This window comes from Helicobacter apodemus (assembly GCF_003097575.1).
GTDB classification, from domain to species: domain Bacteria; phylum Campylobacterota; class Campylobacteria; order Campylobacterales; family Helicobacteraceae; genus Helicobacter_D; species Helicobacter_D apodemus.
In genome coordinates, this window is the sequence record NZ_CP021886.1 from 466,024 (window position 1) to 482,414 (window position 16,391).

The 16,391-nt window shown below is 32.3% G+C and carries 28 protein-coding genes; 7 read left to right on the top strand and 21 right to left on the bottom strand.

All coding sequences use genetic code 11. The features are described from left to right. Positions 1-519: a carboxymuconolactone decarboxylase family protein gene (locus CDV25_RS10415; protein WP_239056393.1), complete on the top strand. Its 519-nt coding sequence runs from the start codon at positions 1-3 to the stop codon at positions 517-519. Here the strand turns inward: CDV25_RS10415 and CDV25_RS10420 are convergent. Beyond that, positions 506-757 carry a hypothetical protein gene (locus tag CDV25_RS10420; RefSeq protein WP_239056394.1) on the bottom strand — a complete coding sequence of 84 codons (252 nt, stop codon included), beginning with the start codon at positions 755-757 and terminating at the stop codon, positions 506-508. The two genes, CDV25_RS10415 and CDV25_RS10420, sit on opposite strands and share 14 nt — an antisense overlap. Here CDV25_RS10420 and CDV25_RS10425 point away from each other — a divergent pair. Beyond that, on the top strand, positions 655-924 hold the full coding sequence (locus CDV25_RS10425; RefSeq protein ID WP_239056455.1) for a carboxymuconolactone decarboxylase family protein: 270 nt from the start codon (positions 655-657) through the stop codon (positions 922-924). The genes CDV25_RS10420 and CDV25_RS10425 overlap by 103 nt on opposite strands. Positions 925-1,328: 404 nt before the next feature. Here CDV25_RS10425 and CDV25_RS10430 read toward each other — a convergent pair whose 3' ends face one another. Both CDV25_RS10430 and CDV25_RS10435 read right to left on the bottom strand, forming a co-directional pair. Next, entirely contained in the window at positions 1,329-1,814 is a 486-nt protein-coding gene (locus CDV25_RS10430) for a hypothetical protein (RefSeq protein WP_239056395.1), read from the bottom strand. Between the two features lie 231 nt (positions 1,815-2,045). Continuing rightward, the gene (locus CDV25_RS10435; RefSeq protein ID WP_239056396.1) at positions 2,046-2,426 is read right to left on the bottom strand and encodes a hypothetical protein; all 381 of its coding nucleotides are present in this window, start codon (positions 2,424-2,426) and stop codon (positions 2,046-2,048) included. A 175-nt stretch (positions 2,427-2,601) separates the two neighbouring features. On the opposite strand from CDV25_RS10435, the gene CDV25_RS02240 reads away from it, so the two are divergent. The 3 genes from CDV25_RS02240 (at position 2,602) to CDV25_RS02250 (ending at position 5,336) form a co-directional block, all read left to right on the top strand. After that, positions 2,602-3,696, top strand: a complete 1,095-nt coding sequence (locus CDV25_RS02240) for an alpha/beta hydrolase (RefSeq protein WP_108910592.1) — start codon at positions 2,602-2,604, stop codon at positions 3,694-3,696. A 185-nt stretch (positions 3,697-3,881) separates the two neighbouring features. Continuing rightward, on the top strand, positions 3,882-4,253 hold the full coding sequence (locus CDV25_RS02245; RefSeq protein ID WP_108910593.1) for a MerR family transcriptional regulator: 372 nt from the start codon (positions 3,882-3,884) through the stop codon (positions 4,251-4,253). 243 nt (positions 4,254-4,496) lie between these two features. Next, on the top strand, positions 4,497-5,336 hold the full coding sequence (locus CDV25_RS02250) for an aldo/keto reductase (RefSeq protein WP_108910594.1): 840 nt from the start codon (positions 4,497-4,499) through the stop codon (positions 5,334-5,336). A 47-nt stretch (positions 5,337-5,383) separates the two neighbouring features. On the opposite strand, the gene CDV25_RS10440 is transcribed toward CDV25_RS02250, so the two are convergent. Beyond that, a complete protein-coding gene (locus CDV25_RS10440) occupies positions 5,384-5,677 on the bottom strand; it encodes a DUF8374 domain-containing protein (protein WP_239056397.1) in 294 nt (97 codons plus the stop codon). A gap of 434 nt (positions 5,678-6,111) precedes the next feature. Between CDV25_RS10440 and CDV25_RS02260 the strand changes: the two genes are divergently transcribed. Continuing rightward, a complete protein-coding gene (locus tag CDV25_RS02260; protein ID WP_108910595.1) occupies positions 6,112-6,294 on the top strand; it encodes a hypothetical protein in 183 nt (60 codons plus the stop codon). A gap of 68 nt (positions 6,295-6,362) precedes the next feature. After that, positions 6,363-6,521, top strand: coding sequence for a hypothetical protein (locus tag CDV25_RS10080; RefSeq protein WP_162550393.1), 159 nt, complete (start codon positions 6,363-6,365; stop codon positions 6,519-6,521). Positions 6,522-6,987: 466 nt separating this feature from the next. Here the strand turns inward: CDV25_RS10080 and CDV25_RS10690 are convergent, their stop codons facing one another. From CDV25_RS10690 to CDV25_RS10695, 17 genes are all read right to left on the bottom strand, one after another. Continuing rightward, entirely contained in the window at positions 6,988-7,119 is a 132-nt protein-coding gene (locus tag CDV25_RS10690) for a hypothetical protein (protein ID WP_269149124.1), read from the bottom strand. 276 nt (positions 7,120-7,395) lie between these two features. Continuing rightward, on the bottom strand, positions 7,396-7,551 hold the full coding sequence (locus CDV25_RS10085) for a hypothetical protein (RefSeq protein ID WP_162550395.1): 156 nt from the start codon (positions 7,549-7,551) through the stop codon (positions 7,396-7,398). A gap of 112 nt (positions 7,552-7,663) precedes the next feature. After that, positions 7,664-8,029 (bottom strand): hypothetical protein, encoded by a 366-nt coding sequence (locus CDV25_RS02265; RefSeq protein ID WP_108910596.1) that lies wholly within the window; start codon positions 8,027-8,029, stop codon positions 7,664-7,666. A 51-nt stretch (positions 8,030-8,080) separates the two neighbouring features. After that, on the bottom strand, positions 8,081-8,359 hold the full coding sequence (locus tag CDV25_RS02270) for a hypothetical protein (protein ID WP_108910597.1): 279 nt from the start codon (positions 8,357-8,359) through the stop codon (positions 8,081-8,083). A gap of 45 nt (positions 8,360-8,404) precedes the next feature. Continuing rightward, a complete protein-coding gene (locus CDV25_RS02275) occupies positions 8,405-8,836 on the bottom strand; it encodes an AAA family ATPase (RefSeq protein ID WP_108910598.1) in 432 nt (143 codons plus the stop codon). Next, complete coding sequence (locus CDV25_RS02280; RefSeq protein ID WP_108910599.1) at positions 8,837-10,012, bottom strand: toprim domain-containing protein; 1,176 nt, start codon at positions 10,010-10,012, stop codon at positions 8,837-8,839. A 14-nt stretch (positions 10,013-10,026) separates the two neighbouring features. Beyond that, positions 10,027-10,233 (bottom strand): hypothetical protein, encoded by a 207-nt coding sequence (locus CDV25_RS02285; RefSeq protein WP_108910600.1) that lies wholly within the window; start codon positions 10,231-10,233, stop codon positions 10,027-10,029. Positions 10,234-10,489: 256 nt separating this feature from the next. Then, complete coding sequence (locus CDV25_RS02290; RefSeq protein ID WP_108910601.1) at positions 10,490-11,446, bottom strand: DUF6094 domain-containing protein; 957 nt, start codon at positions 11,444-11,446, stop codon at positions 10,490-10,492. Between the two features lie 85 nt (positions 11,447-11,531). Further along, the gene (locus CDV25_RS02295; protein ID WP_108910602.1) at positions 11,532-12,245 is read right to left on the bottom strand and encodes a hypothetical protein; all 714 of its coding nucleotides are present in this window, start codon (positions 12,243-12,245) and stop codon (positions 11,532-11,534) included. 148 nt (positions 12,246-12,393) lie between these two features. Beyond that, on the bottom strand, positions 12,394-12,798 hold the full coding sequence (locus tag CDV25_RS02300; protein WP_108910603.1) for a hypothetical protein: 405 nt from the start codon (positions 12,796-12,798) through the stop codon (positions 12,394-12,396). 241 nt (positions 12,799-13,039) lie between these two features. Continuing rightward, the gene (locus CDV25_RS02305; RefSeq protein WP_108910604.1) at positions 13,040-13,252 is read right to left on the bottom strand and encodes a hypothetical protein; all 213 of its coding nucleotides are present in this window, start codon (positions 13,250-13,252) and stop codon (positions 13,040-13,042) included. A gap of 117 nt (positions 13,253-13,369) precedes the next feature. Next, positions 13,370-13,819: a P-loop NTPase family protein gene (locus CDV25_RS02310; protein WP_108910605.1), complete on the bottom strand. Its 450-nt coding sequence runs from the start codon at positions 13,817-13,819 to the stop codon at positions 13,370-13,372. Beyond that, positions 13,800-14,015, bottom strand: a complete 216-nt coding sequence (locus CDV25_RS02315) for a hypothetical protein (protein WP_108910606.1) — start codon at positions 14,013-14,015, stop codon at positions 13,800-13,802. The genes CDV25_RS02310 and CDV25_RS02315 overlap by 20 nt, the downstream gene beginning before the upstream one ends. Continuing rightward, a complete protein-coding gene (locus CDV25_RS02320) occupies positions 14,003-15,427 on the bottom strand; it encodes a DEAD/DEAH box helicase family protein (RefSeq protein ID WP_108910607.1) in 1,425 nt (474 codons plus the stop codon). The genes CDV25_RS02315 and CDV25_RS02320 overlap by 13 nt, the downstream gene beginning before the upstream one ends. A gap of 128 nt (positions 15,428-15,555) precedes the next feature. Beyond that, positions 15,556-15,915, bottom strand: a complete 360-nt coding sequence (locus tag CDV25_RS02325; RefSeq protein ID WP_204161858.1) for a type II toxin-antitoxin system PemK/MazF family toxin — start codon at positions 15,913-15,915, stop codon at positions 15,556-15,558. Continuing rightward, on the bottom strand, positions 15,899-16,144 hold the full coding sequence (locus CDV25_RS02330; RefSeq protein ID WP_108910608.1) for a hypothetical protein: 246 nt from the start codon (positions 16,142-16,144) through the stop codon (positions 15,899-15,901). The genes CDV25_RS02325 and CDV25_RS02330 overlap by 17 nt, the downstream gene beginning before the upstream one ends. A gap of 57 nt (positions 16,145-16,201) precedes the next feature. Next, on the bottom strand, positions 16,202-16,336 hold the full coding sequence (locus CDV25_RS10695) for a hypothetical protein (RefSeq protein ID WP_269149125.1): 135 nt from the start codon (positions 16,334-16,336) through the stop codon (positions 16,202-16,204). Between the last annotated feature and the right edge of the window lie 55 nt (positions 16,337-16,391).

A 16,391-nucleotide genomic window follows, 5' to 3' on the forward strand; every position in this document is an offset into this window, starting at 1 on the left:
ATGCAAGACAAACTATCCCTAGAGCGTAGAGAGTTTTTAAAAACCTCTGCAAAGTTTGGTACAGTCGCAAGTTTAGCAAGTTTTAGCGGCTTTGCTTTGAGTGCGTGTAATTCTAATTCCACGCAAAATATAGAGAAAATACAAAACATTCAAGGAGACACAATGAAAACCAATCTTACCCCAAAAGCAAAACAAACTTTTGAAAAACTCTTTGACAGCACTGATGTGCCACTTGCAAAGAGCGACCCCGAGTTTTTTACCAATTATGTGAATTTCGCTTTTGATGAAGTCCCCACAGAATCTAAGCTTGAGCTTAAAGAAAGCTTGATGATTACTCTTGCTTCACTTGTAGCCATTCCTGCTTTGAGTGAGTTTAAAATTATCCTAAAGGCGACTTTGAAAAATGGCGTTGAACCTGTGGCAATCAAGGAAATTCTCTACCAAGCCACGCCTTATGTTGGTATGGGAAAGGTGCTAGATTTTATCAGTGCCACCAATGAAATCTTTATGCAACAATGAATCGCACTTCCTTTAGAATCTCAAGGCAAGATAGAATATGCCCAAAGGAGAGAAAAGGGGCTTGAAACCCAACGCACACTTTTTGGTGAAGCCATTGATAAAGGCAATGCAGCAGCACCAAAGGATTATCAACATATCCGCACCTTTTTAAGCGCAAACTGCTTTGGGGATTATTATACGCGTGGTGGGCTTCTTTTAAAGTTTCGGGAGCTTTTAACCTTTGTATATATTCTTTCAATGGGAGGGGCAGATTCTCAAGTGAGAGCACATATTGCAGGGAATCTAAGAATCGGAAATGATAGAGCTAAACTCATTGCAGTTGTTACTGCACTTGTGCCTTATATCGGCTATCCTAGAAGCTTAAACGCCCTAAGTGTGCTTGATGAGATAGCACCCTTGCGTTAGATAAAGATTTAACTATCTTAGATTCTAAAATAATCCACGGTGGATTATTTTTTGCAAGGATTTAAGGCGTGAATTTAGGTTTTAGTGCTGTGATGAATTACTCTTAACTTTTACCTTTTATTTTTCTTTAAATCATCAAGAGGGGGGGTTAGTATAATCTTGCGTTTTGTATTTATGGCAAAGGAATGCAATAGCAAGAGATGAAGTTGAAACAGATTCTTAAGTGAAAGATTTATTAAAAATTGCAAAAATATCCCTTAAAAGCCTCTCGCCAAAACTACCCCACTTGTCAATTTACAAATGCCTAATTCTTATATATTTAGAATCACTTTTCCATTTGGTTGTCTGATTAACTTCAGATTCTATCTCATCAAAGACATTTTGAGCTAACTTGAAAATATCCATTAAACAAGCTCCTTATCATAAAAACCCTTTGCGATAAGTGCTTCCTCTATTAAGGAGGTGCGAAGATTAAGGCTTGAATTTGTGCCTATAAAACTTATCTGTTCCCAATTTATGCTCTCCATTGCTTTTTTTACTTGCATTTTGTCTTTAAGGATAACAATACCATAGCCTCTTCTGTGTGGTAAGGATTCAAAATCATAATAAAGCTTCATTTGTGGCTTTGTGTGTGGGTGGAAACAAGTGCTAGGCAAATACAAATCGCATTTATGCAGCATAGCTTTATTTCTTGTGCTAGAGCTTGTGCCTCCATCACTTAGAGAATAAACTTTGATAAATTCCTTACAAGTTTTCATCTGTGGAATTTCAATGTTGATAGACTTATTTTCGAGCAAAGCATTATTGACCCATATTTGGAAAAGTGTCGCAACTTCAACCTCCTTACCATTTGGATAAATAAAACTATTTAAAGGTAGTTTTTCACTCAAAGCTAAAGTAAAATTCCTAATCCTTTTTTAGGACTACCCTTACCATCGCTATCAAATAAAGGTGGCAAAATAAAAGCAACAAAATCCGCAAAATACCCTGCGTGATTAATAAACCTTAAAGCAAGATTACTACGAAGCGCAAAAGGAGGATTCCCTAAGACAATGTATTTTTGAAAGTCTTTATTTTGTTCTTGTGGTAAAAAAGAAAGAAAATTTTGGCATAAAATCTCATTATTTTTTGTATTCTAAATCAATGCCAACTCTTTTATTTTTTGGCATCAAATCATAAAAGCTACAATCCCCGCAACTTGGTTCGATAAAGGTATAATTTTTCATTGAAACCTTATGTAGCTTTGTAAAATTCCTAAAGCTTTTAAAACAATATTTCGCTATTTCTTTTTTGGTGAAAAACTCATTATGGCTTCGATAATTTGCCTTAATAAGTTCGTATTTATTGCCTAATAAAAAATTTAAATCAAAAAGGTATTCATTGGGGATTTTTCGTGTAGCTTCCCAACGTTTTAATGTGCCTGTATGAAGATAGAGCTTTTTAGCAAGTTCAGTAATGCTGTAATTTTGTTTAAGCTCGTAATACATCGTATTTGCGGTCATTCTCTCTAATCCTCTTTTTAATACACTTTATCTTGCAAACACTAAAAACGCACTTAAGGGCAATATAAATATTTTGTTATAAAAACAATAATTTTATCCTCCCCCTCCCTCTTGACAAATACTAAGTATCAGGTTTTATAATGTTATTTTTACTTTAATATTTTAAGGAGCAAATATGCAAAATAAATCTCTTAACAAAACACGTAGAAATCTCTTCAAAAGTGCGAGTATTGGTGCGGGTATAGTGGCACTTGGCGGAGCTTTTAGCCTAGTGAATGCAAAAGATACTAAAGCACACGACTTACCAGCAGCACCCGGTAAAGACTGGGACAAAACCTTTCCTAAAAGTGATAAAGTTACTCACAGCAAGGTTACTTTTCATAACCGCTTTGGAATCACGCTTGTAGCGGATATGTATGTGCCTAAAAATGCAAAAGGCAAACTTCCTGCCATTGCAGTTAGTGGTCCATTTGGTGCAGTAAAAGAGCAGCCAAGCGGACTCTATGCACAAACTTTGGCAGAACGTGGATTCATCACCCTAGCCTTTGACCCAAGCTTCACGGGGGAAAGTGGAGGTGCGGCAAGGTATGTCGCCTCACCCGATATAAGCACAGAGGATTTTAGTGCAGCGATGGATTTCTTAAGCACGCAAAAGAATGTAGATAAAGATAAAATCGGCATTATCGGCGTTTGTGGTTGGGGTGGATTTGCACTCAATGCAGCAGCAAATGACCCACGCATTAAAGCAACTCTAGTTTCTACAATGTATGATATGAGTCGTGTCAATGCCAATGGCTATTTTGACGAAGAAAACAGCAAAAAAGCAAGAATACAAAAGCGCAAAACTCTAGCACAGCAAAGAATTAAGGATTATAAGAATGGCAAATACGCACTTGCTGGTGGCGTGCCTGAAACTTTGCCAAATGACGCACCGCAGTTTATGAAAGATTATCACGCGTATTACAAAACCCCACGCGGTTATCACAAACGTTCGCTCAATTCAAACAATGGATGGAATCTCACCTCCTCTCTAAGCTTTCTTAATATGCCTATTCTCACATACAGCGATGAAATAGATAATGCAGTTTTAATAATTCACGGGGAAAATGCCCATAGCAGATACTTTAGCGAAGATGCCTTTAAGAAGCTAAAAGGCAACAATAAAGAGCTTTTTATCGTGCCTAACGCAGTGCATACAGATTTGTATGACAATCTGCAAAAGATTCCTTTTGATAAAATCGAGGTATTTTTCAAGCAATATCTTGCATAATGCACTAAGTTTAGAATAACCTTATCTTTATGGCGGTAAAACTTTTATGGAATTAAATTTTACCACCATATTGCAAGGCATACTTTAAAATCTCTAATTTTTGCATTCATAAATAAAATTGTGTAGCACATTTCAAGCACTAAGCAAAATAACCACATAAACAAGTCTCATAAAAAGGATAAAAGATGAAAAGAACAATCATTGAAGCAGAGCGCAAAACTGGGATTCCCTCTACTAGAATTCGCTTTTGGCTTAAAAAAGGGCTTTTCCCAGAACTAGAAACAGACAAGAATGGTGTCCGACTTTTTGACAATCAAGATATTGATAAGCTCAAATGGGTTGAATGGTTTCGTTTTGTGAAAATGAGTTTAGCAAACATCAAACGTTATATGCACCTCGTCTCTCTTGGAGAAAAAAGCACTTTTCAAGAACGTAAAAAAATCCTTGAAGACCAAAGAGAGTTAATTATCAAAGACCTGCAACTAACACAAGAAATTCTAAGTAAAATAGAGCAAAAAATCAAAACTCTTGATAAACAATGCCATTGTAAAGTGTAAAATACATTTGTAGCAATTCCTACTCTATTGTCGATTTTTTTACAAACCCCTTGACAAATATTACATATCAGGGTTTATAATTTTACTTCAACTTTTTATTTTAAAGAGAAGTAATACAAGAAAAAAGTGCAGAGAGTTTTTAAAGAACTCTACCTGTATCGCAGGATTAGCAACATTTGGGGTGTAAGCACCAACCCTAACACAAGCTTCTCTAAATAAAGCAATTCTAAAAAAGGAGCAACAATGCAAACTCTTACTCTCAATAATAGCATTAAAATGCCACTTCTTGGGCTTGGCACTTATCAGCTAACAGGAAGTACGGGGCAAAAGGCGATGTGCCAAGCCATAGAGGTGGGTTATCGGCTCTTTGATAGCGCACAAATGTATGGCAATGAAAAATATCTTGGAGCAGCGATAAATGCGGCAATAAAGGGCGGAATCAAACGCGAGGAGTTTTTTATCCAAACAAAGCTCTTGGGTGCAAATAGCGAGAATTCCACGAAAAAATCCATTGAAAAATCACTCCAAAGTTTAAGGCTTGATTACATAGATTCTCTGCTTATCCACGAACCTTACGCACAATCAAAGGCAATGTATAAAGCAATGGAGAGTTTTTATAAGCAAGGAATCTTAAAGAGTATTGGCATTTCAAACTTTAGCGCAAAGGCTTATAAAGAATTTATACAAACTTGTGAGATAATCCCTGCGATTAATCAATGCGAGACGCATTTGCTAATGCAGCAAAAGCCCTTAAGAGAGGTGATGAAGGCTAAAGGCACACTCTTGCAGTCTTGGAGTCCCTTTATCGCAGGGAAAAATGTGGCTGGAAAAAATATGGGCGGGGGTTCAATCTTAGAAAATCCCACACTTAAAAGTATTGCTTCAAAATACGATAAAACCCCCGCACAAGTGGTTTTGCGATTCCTCATTAAACAAGGAATCTCTGTCATACCAAAAACTTCTAAAAAGACAAGAATGATAGAAAATTTTAATGTTTTTGATTGCTCTTTAAGTGCAGAAGATAGGGAGATTCTAAGTGCTTTAGACACAAATAAAAGCTCCTTTTCTTGGACGAATTATTAATTAGTGAATAAAGTATTATTTCTTACTCCTCCCTCTCCACTCCCTTACTATTCTCTTAGATTCAACAAAATAAAACCATAGAATGCCCCCCCCCCACTATAATTAACATTATTAGCTTTTAAGTAAGGAATAGGAAATTTAAAGAAATTTTGTTTCTTAGCTTTAATAAAAGCTTCCCCTAATTGATAAGAAAGTGTATTTTTTATTTTTAAAGCATCTTTATAATCTCTATAAGATTCTAAGGTAGGAAGTTTTAAACTAGGATTCTTTTTTATCTTTTCTTGGTATTCTTTTTGTTCTTGTTTATGTTTATCTTTGATATAAGATAATACATAAGGCATTCTTATATTTGTGCCATTTTTGCAAGTCTATCCAAATTGTAGGAATTTTTACCTAAAAGGCGGGGGGGGTAGAAACCCAATGGGGTTGCAGAAATTTTGTGCCAAAACTGCACTTTTTGCTTTAAAAATTGATTTTCACTTTTTAAAATTATTCATTTAAACATTAGTTTATATTAGCTCTAACGCTTTTTGTGTGAGTGTGTGGGGCAATAAGTATGTATTTTTGCCCTTGTGTGTGGCGTTTGCGAAATGCTTTAATAGGAGAAAAAATGGATAAAGGAAATAATGCAATAAATATAAATCGTGCGAATGTGGGTGATACGCAACGATTACAACCATTAGAATCTTGTAAGGAGTTTCCACAATGAAAACAAATCAAATAGCTTTTAAATTATCACGCACAAAATACAGAGATTAAAGATTGAGGATAGACAATGCAAGATTCCAAACAAATCAAAGCCTTATTATTTTCTTATTTTCACTTTAAAAGGCAATTTTTGGGTATTGTAAGTGAGATGCAATTGCTAAAAGACATAGATGAAATTGAGGATTTTGTAGCTTTCAAAAATGATGAGATTATTGGGGATTTAATTCGGGAGATAAATAATGAAAATTAAACTTGAAAAGACAGATTTAGAGTTTGGGGATTTAACACTAATTTAAAATTTTAAAGAGATTGCTCTTAATGTTAGCTTTAGTTAGGAAGCTATGGCTTCCTAAAGCTGTGGTAATTCACTTACTTTCAAGTGCAGTTTTAATTGCAAGAATCGGAATAATAAAAACCATTAAAGCCATACAAACAACAATTATTTCTGTAAGCATTACAAATCCCTTAAATTTTTGATTTTTTTATTAATATTTTTCTGTAAGAGGATGATTGCCACTCCTAGAAAAATAACCGCCACAAAACCTAATGATAGCAATAAGAAACTTATTGTCTCATAATTGGTAATACTCCAACCTAAAATAGCCAAATAAGGTAGCCACAGCAATACCAAGCCAAAATTTTAAATTGTTAATTTCCTCTTTCGTTTCATCTAACTTACTCATAACAAAATTATATCCCCTCTTTTCTTAAAATATTAAAGCCCCAAAAGCTTTGTAAATTGCGTTGGCAAAAATTAAAACTAAACCAATAAAGCATTTCAATAGGGTTTTTTGAAGCATTTAGAAAGCTTTTTAAGTATAATTGTCGCAGGGCATTCACCGCAGGATGAAGCCCTGCAGTGAAAATTTATGCCCAAAAGGAGCGAAGATGGACATTGCTAAATACATCTTGGTTACAATTATATTGCTTTGTCTTATAATTGTCAAGGCTTATTAGCCTGTGTGCTCTTTGTAGCACACCTTGATGTATTCCTGTTTTTTTGCATTTTGACTTCTAAAAGTCTTAAAACAAGATAAGCAACACTAACTTCAACAATCCTTGATAATTTAATCACTTTTAAAACCTATCCATTTCACATAAGCTTTAAAAAAGATTAAACACCCAAAGGGTGAAAGGTTCTAACACAATAGGTTTGTGTTAGAGAATAATATCAAAACTACACTTGTTTAACTCATCAAACATAGAATCTTTCCATTTTTGAAACATTATTGTTTTGTCTCTTTATTTGGTGTATATGTTGTAGAGAACCATAAGCACCAATAGTAGAATCATAATTCCCACCCATTTCATAATTTCAAGAAAGAAAGATAACCAAGATTTCTTAGCTTTTTTATTGTTTTCTACAGCCTGTAATCTGCATTCTAACTTTCTCTTTAAGAGCAATTTCACGCTCTCTTAATTCAAGCTGTTTTTTAAGAATCTCATCATCTTGAGATTTACGCTTATCGGAAAACTCTTTAGGGGAGATTTTTCTTTCATTATTCATTTTTTTCTCCTTTAATTTAAAGTTTGGATAATCCAAACTGCATACAAGGATATACTATCCCTGTTGGGATAACTTATATCCCAACTAGGGGTTGTAAGTATTTTAGTGTTAGCTACTTAAGAAAAGCAGTGATAAAGTCAAAGACTTTAGATTGGAGGATAATTATTAAGAATCCTAAACCTATTGCATAGAATTTCATCTCTTGCCTAAGAGAGCGATAATCAGCTCTAACTTCTGCAATTTCTTTTTGCACTTCTGCTATTCTTTTATCCACAAAGTCTTTAGTGGCTAATTCGTTTCCTATCTCCTCTAAAGCTTCAGCTTTTAGCCTATCAAGATTTATCTTTTGTGTAGTTGCTCTATCATTGACCACTTCTTCAAAAGCAATCTTTAACTTAGTGGCTATTTCTTTATCACTAAAGATTCCATCAAGTAAGGCTTTAAAGCCTTCATTTAATTGGTATTGATGATTAGTCATCATTTTCTCCTTTTATATGATTAGATTATAACATAATAAACAAGGATACACCTATACTAACTCATCTTTGTAGGTTTTTAATATCCACTTCTTTAAGCTCTTGCTAAATGGAAGGGTTTCAAACCACTCTTTTGCATAACTTGGATTCCATACATGCAATGATTCTAAATCATTTAGCACTTGATTAGAATCTAAGAATTCCTTTTTAAGGATACCTATTAATTCCTCTTTAAAGTTATGATTATAACTTCTATCTATTCTAGTCCTAATTTCTTCTAATAAATCCTCATCGCAAAATTCATCTAATGTGACTTCTACTTCAACTATCATATTTACTCCTTAATTTTATTACATTTTTCACAAATAACTAAATAATCATCTCCTATTAACCCACTGCCTATTATGGTATTTTGCCTTTTTGCAACCGCATATATCACAATTTGCATAACGCAATTCCACATTATCAGCATAGGGTAAGAGTTTAACTACATTCTCCCACATTTGATGATGAATGTTTGATAACAATCCAGCAATATAGAAGTTATAGTTATTCCTATTGTTAATAATTGCTTGTATATATTCTTTCTTGAAGAATTGAATCTCATCAATTAAAAGTGTCTTATGCTGACTATAATCAAAGGATTCATCATAGACTTCTAGGCAATTTTCAACATTCCTAGCAAAAAACTCTCTTTTAGATACATTAGGTGCAATGAGTGCAACACCTTGTGTGCTAAACTCTTTTGCAAGAGATAAGAGTTTTGTGCTTTTACCTGCTTTCATAGTTCCTAAGATTAAATGAAGCATTTAAGAAATCCTCTTTTGTCTATGGAGAGTGATTGTGTTTAAAGCATTAAGATTTAACAAATCATTCAAATCATTAACCTCTTCATTCCAATTTGCAATGTAAGTGTCAATTCCTAAATGTAAGAGTTTAGCTACTAAAGTTGCTTCACTATTACGACCTGCACTATCTTTATCAAAAGCAACAATCACTTTTTTATCTTTAAATAATCCTAGAACTTCTTCCTTATAAGACCAAACACCAGCAAAAGAACAAAAATCACTATTCTCTTTTTTATTTTGGCTAACTCCACTAAGAGCATCAATATGCCCCTCAGTAATCCATATCCACTCTTTACTTTTAAGTGTAGAGTAAGTTAGATTAAAAGGAAGTGGGATTTCAAGTTCAGAGCAATTAACATTTAACTCTTTAATTGTAGAATCTCCATTAATAGTTCTTAAGGAAAATCCACAAATTAAATCTGTATATAAATCAAAACAAGGAACAACACAAACATTCTTAGAGTAATTCCAGCCATACTTCTTTTTACTAAAGACTTTAAAGTCTTGTAAATCCTCTAAAGGAAAGTATTTAGTTAATTCTTGCTCTAATCTTGTAATATCATTCCAACCTAAAAAGCCTATTGTTTTAACATCACAAGTAATCCCACGATTCTTATAATAAGCTTCTTTTTTTGCTTGTTGTGTTAAAAGGGAATAACGATATATGAAGGTATAAACCATTTTTAATTGCATATTCCTAGATAAATTTTTATAATCTCCAAAGATTTCTCTTAACACAATATTTTTAAACTCTTTTTGTGGCTCAAAGACTTTAACTTTTTCTTTCAAAGTTGGTATTCTTTTTACCACTTTTGGTTGAATAGCTTGATAACTACTTGCTTCAAGGAATGGAATACTCCAAGCACTATGCAGCCACTCACAAGCTTTTTTAAAATCCCCATTAAATGCCATTTTAGCCATTTCAATAGGACCACCACTTAATCCACAAGCAAAGCAATGACAAGAATTGCTCTTAGCATAGACTGCTAAAGAGGGTTTTTTATCTTGGTTTTTATGGGCTTTAATATTAAAGCAGTGCATAACTTTACCATTGCTTTGGATAGCATAATCAGCCCCTATGGAAGCTAATACTTCATTAATAGGAATCTGTTTTAGCCTATCTAAATCATATTTCATTTTTACTCCCTTTATTACTCTATAAGACCGCTATTATTGATTGCCTCAATAATTTCCTTGTTGTTACAATTTTCTGCACACTCTTTAAGCTCAATAAAATCACTCTTATTCCAGCCTATGTGCTTATTAAATTCTAAAAAGTCTATAACAAACTCATTATCCCTATTCTCAATGGCTACTTTTAGCTCTTCTATCTTTAAATCATTTTCATAAAAATTCATAATATCTCCTTGTAAAATAAAAATTAACAAGGATACAAGCAGTATAATCCCACCCTCTTTGGGATACTTGTATCCCAACAAAGGGTAAGATTAGAGTAGTTTTTGCTACTTTGTAGCTAAATTAGAAATCCTAATTTAGAGAGTATCCACTCTAAGATAGAGTAAATACTCCAAAAGAGATTCAATACCCCCACAAGGGAAGTAAAAATCCCTTGTGGAATATTTGAAACTCCCAAGCAAAAGCTTAAAAGTGTAGTTAAATAAATTTTAAATATTCACCATTTCTCATATCAAAAGCAAAAGTTTGAGAGATAAATTGCTCTTTAACTTTTACTTTACCATCCTCTTTTTCTTCCTCAAGTATTTCTACTTTTTCAAAGCAGCCTTTTATTAAAAATCCTCCAATATCTTTCTCGCACAATCCCGCACTTAATAATAAAGCTGATTGCCCATCATTGGGTGTTTGAATGCTAGAAATGAAATTATTTTTTACAGGATTTAGTAATTTATTCCAAAATTCTTTAGGAGCATTTGTATTGGCTAAAAGCTTTTCTTTTTGCCAAATTTTAAGCTCTTGAAAGGTTTCAAAAAGAATCCTCTCTTTAAAGTTTGATTTTGGTATCTCTACATTTGAAAAATCTACTTCAGCAAATGGCTTAGAATTGCTCTTAGAAATTAATGCTAATAAGTCAGATTGACTTTCTGCATTCTTATCCTTTTTAAAGAGCAAAAAGTATTGTTTAAACTTTAAATGGTCATCATTATCAAAGAAAAAATTTGCAACAAATTGCATTTTGGCTTTTTGTAAATAGCTAACCATTCTTTCATTGATACAAGATGGATTAATGATTAAAAGCATATAGCCTTGCTCACTAATTGTTCCTACCCAAGTTTTTACAAACTCAATTTCTAAACGATTGTTTGCTTCTTGTGTTTTTAATTCCCCATAAGGAGGATTTAAAAAAAGAAAATCAAAAACATCTTTACTCTTTCGCATACTATATATGGCATCTGCAGAGGCAAATAAATCTACTCTTTCTTGTGCTTCTTTGCCTCTATTCTCATCTAATTCAACACCAAATGTTTTTATATTCTTAAAAGCTTTTTTTCCATAACTCCAAAATAATGCCTTTTCCGCAACAAGGGTCGCAGATTCTAAAGTTACTAAATGTTTTATCTTTAGAAATCTCCTTGATGAATGCTTTAACTGCATTAATATCAGTAGGATAATAAGCTAACTTTTCTTCACACGCTAATCTTGCCATTTTTTCTCCTTTAATTCTTTAATTCATAAATATTTAAGCCACTTCTAAATCACTTTTGTAGCTTTTTGCTTTAATTTCTTTTTTTCTTACCATAGAGTGATACACTAACTCAATTATTTTGCATAGCTCCTTATACTCATTATCAATAAGAAAGCTCATATCAAAAAGAGTAAGGAGTTTGGTATCTTTTGCTTTATCTCCAAGAGAATGTAAAACAGTGTAGCTTATAATAGGTGTTAGTGATTTACTTTTTACCAATTCAAAAACCTTTTTTCTAAAGTTTTTATCCTTTGGAACAGGAATACCTAACTTATCAAGCCAATTAGAAAAATCTTTTAATGTTTCCTCATTAACTTCAATGAAACCAAAAAGTGGCTTTTTAGTCATTAAGTATTTTTTACTTAATAACTCCTCTGTATAAATAATTACTAAGGAATAACCACGCTCTAAAGGTGCAATTTCTCTTTTATAACGCATTTTGCTCCTGAAGTTTATGTGTTTGGCATTAGAAAATCCTGCTGATAATCTTTTATCAGACAACACAGAAGTAAATGTTTTATTAAAAACCCTATTGGTAACTGCTTTGATGATTTGTGTTTTTCCAAAAAGCTCTGCATAAAGCACATCTTCATTGTTATCAACAAAAACATCAATGCAATCCAACCTAAAAACAGATTTTCCATCACTGCTTTCTGTAACTAAAGCCATAAAATCTTTTTCTTTATTAGTATTTAATGTATTATTCATTTTTTCTCCTTATTAACATAATTAACAAGGATATAAGCAAAAACCCTTAAGTGGGATAGCTTATATCCCAACTTAGGGTTTAGGGGAAGTAGAAATTTTAACTTTCTACTTTGTTTAGTAGTTTATTTAGAATATTTAAGATTATGATTTATTTCAAACTCTCTAGCATAAAATTCATCATAACCCAAGTGCTTGATATAATGGTTATAGCAGTAACCACTCCAACACCTAAAAGCCAATAAATGCCTTGCACTTTTGCATTTGCAATCTCTAGCTTCAGCTCTTTTTCTACTTTTGCAATTTCTTTTTCTACTTCTGCTATTCTTTTATCCACAAAGTCTTTAGTGGCTAATTCGTTTCCTATCTCCTCTAAAGCTTCAGCTTTTAGCCTATCAAGATTTATCTTTTGTGTAGTTGCTCTATCATTGACCACTTCTTCAAAAGCAATCTTTAACTTAGTGGCTATTTCTTTATCACTAAAGATTCCATCAAGTAAGGCTTTAAAGCCTTCATTTAAGACATATTGATGAGTATTCATTATATATCCTTTCATTTTATCTCCTTATTCTATCATTTTTAAGGTTGTTACACCTTAAATATTAACAAGGGTAGAAGTATCCCAAAGTGGGATAGCTTATATCCCAACTTAGGGCTAGGGTGAAACACAGATTTCAATAATCTATAAAAACTATAAATATACATTCAATATTTAAATTTCTCTCTTTTCTCCTTTATCGCTTCATTACTATAAAGTTACACAGGGTGTAACTAACCTACTCTTTTATTCAATATTCCTAAAATAAGGATAATTGAATATTTTTACAACTTTCATCTTTTAAAGCATTCACAATATCATCCGCAGTCATTTCACAAACCATTTGTTCGCCATTTTTAATGAAAGTTACCGACATTGTTTTTTGCCCTAAATCTTCTCTAATTCTTTGTTCTAAAGAAACTTCTATTAACGCTTTTTCTTTGACCTCTTTAGCAAATACATTACTTTGCAAATTCCTATAATGGGATTCAAAAGGATTCCACTCTCTAGGAGAGAAGCTCCATTCAGAAGTTTCTGCTTCTGCATTTTTAGAATCATCATTCTTTAAAATTGCCTTTGCGATTTGCTCTTAAATAGATATTCCCTTATCAACAGCTAAGGAAGCTAATTCATTAGCGGTATTAACAAGTCTTCCCTCTAAATTATTTAAAGCTTTGATTTTTTTACTCATAAGGGTTAGGGCTATATATTGTGGAGAATTACGATAACTAAAGAATTTCACAATACATTTTTCTTTTTGCCCTATCCTCCAAGCCCTACGAGAGGCTTGTTTTAAAGTAGAAACATTGTAGCCTGTTTCATAAAAGAAAAGACTAGGATAATCAAGTAAATCCAAACCTGTTTTAACAAGTTCTGAATTACAAATAAGAATATCCGCATAATTATCTTTAATCCACTTATCTCGCCTATCAGGATTAATAGCACTTGATAAATGTTTAATGATTTGATTAGGAAAAGATTTTTCAAGGATTTTAACTATCCTCTCAGCAACACCAAGTTCAGAAAATGTTACAAACAATAGTTCTACGCTTTTGTTGCATTTCTTTTTCTAATTCTTTAATTAAGGCTTTTTCTTTATTGGTAATGTAACTTTCATTAACTAAAGGATAATACTCTATAAATTCAATGCCTAACTTTTCCTTGCTTGCATCAACAGATTTTGCCATAAAAGGTAAATCTGGTATTGACAAGCTAGAATTTGCTAAAGCACCCAATAAATGTTTTTACCCTCCATAATTTGTTCTACAATATTACTTAAAAAATCTCTATAGGGAATAGAGATTTGTTCCTCTAAATCTACACTAATAATCTCCTCTTTATAATTAGGTAATGCTGTATTCATCTCATCAAGTCTCAAGAATAAAGTCATTCCTAACAATTCTTTAACAAGAAGAGGATTAATAAAAGGAAGCTCCTTTAATTTAGTAGATTTTCCCTTATGGGTGATTAAACCATCTTGGAGGCTTAAATTATGAGCTTCTCCAACAGAATATTCTCTTTCAAAAGAACCAAAGGTTTCTACAAATTTTTGCACTTCACTATATTTTAATCCTAAAGTTTTTTTCATAAATTGAGGATTCATTTTATAGAGAATATAAAAGATAGAGGAAGCATAACCATTAAGTAATGTTCCTGTTAATCCTACAACTTTCTTACTGCAAGAGGCTAAAATTCCAAAAGATGTGCCTTGTGCGGTATCGTTTCCTTTAAGTTCGTGAATTTCATCTAAAATGAGCAAATCAATAAAATATTTTGGCATTTTCTTTTTAATAAATTCTGCCACCCCATATTTTTTCTTTGCACCAACTAATGGATTCTTTTTTATTCCAAGTATCCATTCTTTAAAGGTAGTTTGTTGGAATCTATTCATACTAATTAATTTCCTGCATTTTTTACAAGAAACCTTTTCCTCTATATTTTGTGTTAATCGTGATAGAGTGCAAGTGATGTCTTTACTTAAAGTATAAGCTTCACCTGTGTATTCATCAATGCGTGTAACATTAAGGAATGTATTATTTTCATCTATAATAGTTTCTAATTCCTTACCACAACTAGCACATTTAAGAACACTTAAAGAATGATTTATTTTCTTAATTTGTGTTTTTGCGGTTAAATCTAAAGATGGTATGCGTGGATAAGATAACTTAGCAACTTCTTTAGAGCAGATGAAAAATCTTAATAGGTTTTTTTCTAAATTCTTAAAAACTGCCATATCAGAAAATTTTTTAATGATTATAATTTCATAATTTAAGATTGCTTCATTACTTTTTCCAAGTGTTACTTCTATCTCACTTGCCCATTTAGGAACAAGATGCGATGGACTCATAATAAAGACATTCCCTCCATTTTTCAATAAAGAGTAAGATAAGCTAATCCCCATTAAAGTTTTTCCTGTCCCCATCTCACAAGATAAAAGAAGGGATTTTCTTTTTTTCAAGTGATTAACACCAGCAGTAATAATAGTAGCTTGTGTAGGAAAAGGTTTTTTCTTAAGCCTTAATAATGTTTCAATATCTTTATTGTATTTGGTAGGCTCTTGTAATCCTATAAATGTAGGCGATACTGATTCGTGCAAAGAAGCCTTAATAGCAGTTTTATGATTGATTAAAAAATCTGAAAAGTTCATTGTTTATCTTTATTATCATAGAAAACTAAAAGGCTTTAGATTAAAACCTTTTAAACTAAAACAAGGATATACCTAACCCCAAATGGGATAAAATATATCCCAACTTGGGGCTGATAATTATAAATTAGTTAAAGAAGTTTATGCAAATTAGGATTGATAAATCTTATCAATGCTTTTTGTATTGCAATTAGTGTGCTATCCTCCACAATACCAATTTTGCTTTGGAATCGTTTTGTAGATAGGTATCTAGTTTGCTGAATATTAAAACCTGATACATTAGATAACCCATTTACACTATTAGGTTGTATTTGCACTATCCACGGCAATGAAGCAAACTTATCTCTCCAAGTTGTAATAGGAACGACAAGTCGCATAAATTGACTAGCCAAGTAATTATCATCAATGATTACAGCTGGTCTAATCTTTTTAATTTCATTACCTATAGTAGGGTCAAAATTAACATACCATATTTCATTGCAATTCATCATCTAAATCCCCTGTTTCTAAGTCTTCATAGAGAATAGAAGAGAGCTTAGAATCATTATCTGCTAATTTTACAGCATTATGCCATTGCTCTAATTCTAGTCTATATTTATACTCTTTCACAGCATCCTTAATAATATTTGAAATGGATTTTAAACCATAATCACGCTTAATATCATCAAGCATTTGTTTAAAATCCCTATCCGCATTAAATGTAATTTTAACAGTATCCATATACTCTCCTTAATACAGATTAATATAAGGTAATTATACCATATATAGCTAAGGCAATTAATCCATTCTAGCTTTATGTTTAACTTTGTGTGTGTATTTGCTTCTATTTCTCACAAATCTAGTTTGTAAATTAATCTCTCTCTTATAAGAGGCAATAATTGCCTTATTTCTTTTGATGGTTATATTTTTCATTGTTTATCCTTATTAAAATTAACAAGGATACAAGTAGAATCCCCAAGTGGGATAA

Excerpts from the sequence above, each read along its gene's own strand:
- CDV25_RS10415 (WP_239056393.1), top strand. The coding sequence starts at position 1 with ATGCAAGACAAACTATCCCTAGAGCGTAGAGAGTTTTTAAAAACCTCT.
- CDV25_RS10435 (WP_239056396.1), bottom strand. The coding sequence starts at position 2,426 with ATGACCGCAAATACGATGTATTACGAGCTTAAACAAAATTACAGCATT.
- CDV25_RS02240 (WP_108910592.1), top strand. The coding sequence starts at position 2,602 with ATGCAAAATAAATCTCTTAACAAAACACGTAGAAATCTCTTCAAAAGT.
- CDV25_RS02245 (WP_108910593.1), top strand. The coding sequence starts at position 3,882 with ATGAAAAGAACAATCATTGAAGCAGAGCGCAAAACTGGGATTCCCTCT.
- CDV25_RS02250 (WP_108910594.1), top strand. The coding sequence starts at position 4,497 with ATGCAAACTCTTACTCTCAATAATAGCATTAAAATGCCACTTCTTGGG.
- CDV25_RS10440 (WP_239056397.1), bottom strand. The coding sequence starts at position 5,677 with ATGCCTTATGTATTATCTTATATCAAAGATAAACATAAACAAGAACAA.
- CDV25_RS02260 (WP_108910595.1), top strand. The coding sequence starts at position 6,112 with ATGCAAGATTCCAAACAAATCAAAGCCTTATTATTTTCTTATTTTCAC.
- CDV25_RS10080 (WP_162550393.1), top strand. The coding sequence starts at position 6,363 with ATGTTAGCTTTAGTTAGGAAGCTATGGCTTCCTAAAGCTGTGGTAATT.
- CDV25_RS10085 (WP_162550395.1), bottom strand. The coding sequence starts at position 7,551 with ATGAATAATGAAAGAAAAATCTCCCCTAAAGAGTTTTCCGATAAGCGT.
- CDV25_RS02265 (WP_108910596.1), bottom strand. The coding sequence starts at position 8,029 with ATGACTAATCATCAATACCAATTAAATGAAGGCTTTAAAGCCTTACTT.
- CDV25_RS02270 (WP_108910597.1), bottom strand. The coding sequence starts at position 8,359 with ATGATAGTTGAAGTAGAAGTCACATTAGATGAATTTTGCGATGAGGAT.
- CDV25_RS02275 (WP_108910598.1), bottom strand. The coding sequence starts at position 8,836 with ATGCTTCATTTAATCTTAGGAACTATGAAAGCAGGTAAAAGCACAAAA.
- CDV25_RS02280 (WP_108910599.1), bottom strand. The coding sequence starts at position 10,012 with ATGAAATATGATTTAGATAGGCTAAAACAGATTCCTATTAATGAAGTA.
- CDV25_RS02285 (WP_108910600.1), bottom strand. The coding sequence starts at position 10,233 with ATGAATTTTTATGAAAATGATTTAAAGATAGAAGAGCTAAAAGTAGCC.
- CDV25_RS02290 (WP_108910601.1), bottom strand. The coding sequence starts at position 11,446 with ATGCAGTTAAAGCATTCATCAAGGAGATTTCTAAAGATAAAACATTTA.
- CDV25_RS02295 (WP_108910602.1), bottom strand. The coding sequence starts at position 12,245 with ATGAATAATACATTAAATACTAATAAAGAAAAAGATTTTATGGCTTTA.
- CDV25_RS02300 (WP_108910603.1), bottom strand. The coding sequence starts at position 12,798 with ATGAAAGGATATATAATGAATACTCATCAATATGTCTTAAATGAAGGC.
- CDV25_RS02320 (WP_108910607.1), bottom strand. The coding sequence starts at position 15,427 with ATGAACTTTTCAGATTTTTTAATCAATCATAAAACTGCTATTAAGGCT.
- CDV25_RS02325 (WP_204161858.1), bottom strand. The coding sequence starts at position 15,915 with ATGATGAATTGCAATGAAATATGGTATGTTAATTTTGACCCTACTATA.
- CDV25_RS02330 (WP_108910608.1), bottom strand. The coding sequence starts at position 16,144 with ATGGATACTGTTAAAATTACATTTAATGCGGATAGGGATTTTAAACAA.
- CDV25_RS10695 (WP_269149125.1), bottom strand. The coding sequence starts at position 16,336 with ATGAAAAATATAACCATCAAAAGAAATAAGGCAATTATTGCCTCTTAT.